At 38.0% G+C, this 1,454-nt stretch carries 2 protein-coding genes and 1 pseudogene; all 3 read left to right on the top strand.

Annotated features, from left to right (window positions below; translation table 11 throughout):
* Positions 1–317: 317 nt before the first annotated feature.
* A pseudogene (locus CDZ78_RS20380) lies at positions 318–758 on the top strand (DUF4158 domain-containing protein); the annotation flags it as partial.
* 60 nt (positions 759–818) lie between these two features.
* On the top strand, positions 819–1,109 hold the full coding sequence (locus tag CDZ78_RS20375; protein ID WP_087871575.1) for a transposase: 291 nt from the start codon (positions 819–821) through the stop codon (positions 1,107–1,109).
* 38 nt (positions 1,110–1,147) lie between these two features.
* The coding region (locus CDZ78_RS20370; protein WP_140414268.1) for an IS3 family transposase at positions 1,148–1,454 on the top strand (307 nt) is incomplete at its 3' end.

Genomic DNA, 1,454 nt, shown 5'->3' with positions numbered 1-1,454 from the left:
TGATAAGAAAGTATGTAAAATTCCAAGAAAATAAATAACCACTAAAATATTGGGAACAACTTGAATCTTATTTCAGCAAGGCCCCGGCAGGGGTTTTGCTGAGAACGGCCTTCTAGGTCGAATTTAAACCACGTTTTATAAGCGTGGTAGTTAATTATCATTAATTTTAATGATGGGCTGAGAAGGTTTTTCTCCTGCATGATGTTTTATCCATTGGTCGCATAAAAACAGGTTACAGTCGATTTTTACACAAACATTTGTTTTTTTGCGACAGAACCCTTGGAGCTATTGGAAGAATGTAGTTAAGTCGGCTACTTTATACGCGCTCCTGGATAAGCAACGAACGACCCAGTGTCATGTTTGACTTTTCTACTGCTTGGTTGATTCAACATAAAGTGTTGCTGCCTGGTGTTTCAACACTATCACGCTTGATTTCAGAGATTCGTAAGCGAGCTAATAGCCGCCTTTTTATCCGACTAGCGGCTTTACCAAATGAGGAGAAAAAAACCAAACTAAAGGAACTTTTAACCATCCCAGAAGGAATGAGTACTTCAAAATTTGATTTTTTACGTCGATGTCCAGTCACCATTAGTGGGACTTCTTTTAATAATGCAGTTTCCCGTTATATTGAATTCAAAGACTTTGGTATTCAATCCTTAAATTTCAAGAATATTCCTATCATTCGATTAAATAATATTGCACGTAACGCGGGTATTGCATCAGTGTATTCTATTTCACGAATGCCAGAAGTGTTCTGATCTAATGAAACCGGACACTTAAATAAGAGATAATAACTAATACTTATAGAGGTGTCAGAAATGGAACAAAAACGCAGTTATAGAACTTATCCGAAAGAATTTAAAGAAGAAGCTGTTAGTCTGATTAATAATCAAGGCTATTCGGTACCCGAAGCGGCAAAGTCATTGGGTATTCGTACTAATCTTCTGTATCGATGGAAACAGCAAATTGAAGGTCAGCAACAGGGAAAATCATTAGCTGAAGATGAGCGCGAAGAGCTGAAGCGCTTACGTAAAGAAAACAAGTTATTGCGTATGGAGAAAGATATATTAAAAAAGGCCAGTGCCTTCTTTGCGAAAGAAATGAAGTGAAATATCACTTTCTTCAACAGCAATCAGAAGGCAAGTTCGTGAACCAGTTGTGTCGTATCATGCAAGTGAGTCCCTCTGCTTATTATGCTTGGCTTAAACGCCCTGCAAAGCTTATTACAGGAGAAGAACTGCACTTGCATCGTAGAGCTAAAGCCTTATTTATTGAAAGCCGTGAGAGCTTAGGGAGTCGACAATTAATGAATGCACTACGTACTGAAGGCTTTCAAATAGGGCGATACAAAACCCGGTCGTTGATGAGACGCTTAAAACTTACAGTTAAACAGCGTGTCCCCTATAAAGTGGATCCTATTGTCATCAGGCAATGTAAATATTTAAATAATATTA

Origin of the sequence: Bathymodiolus platifrons methanotrophic gill symbiont (genome assembly GCF_002189065.1) — a bacterium.
Classification (GTDB): Bacteria; Pseudomonadota; Gammaproteobacteria; order Methylococcales; family Methylomonadaceae; genus Methyloprofundus.
Note: the sequence above shows the minus strand (reverse complement) of the source record. Positions and strands in the feature narration are given on the sequence as shown.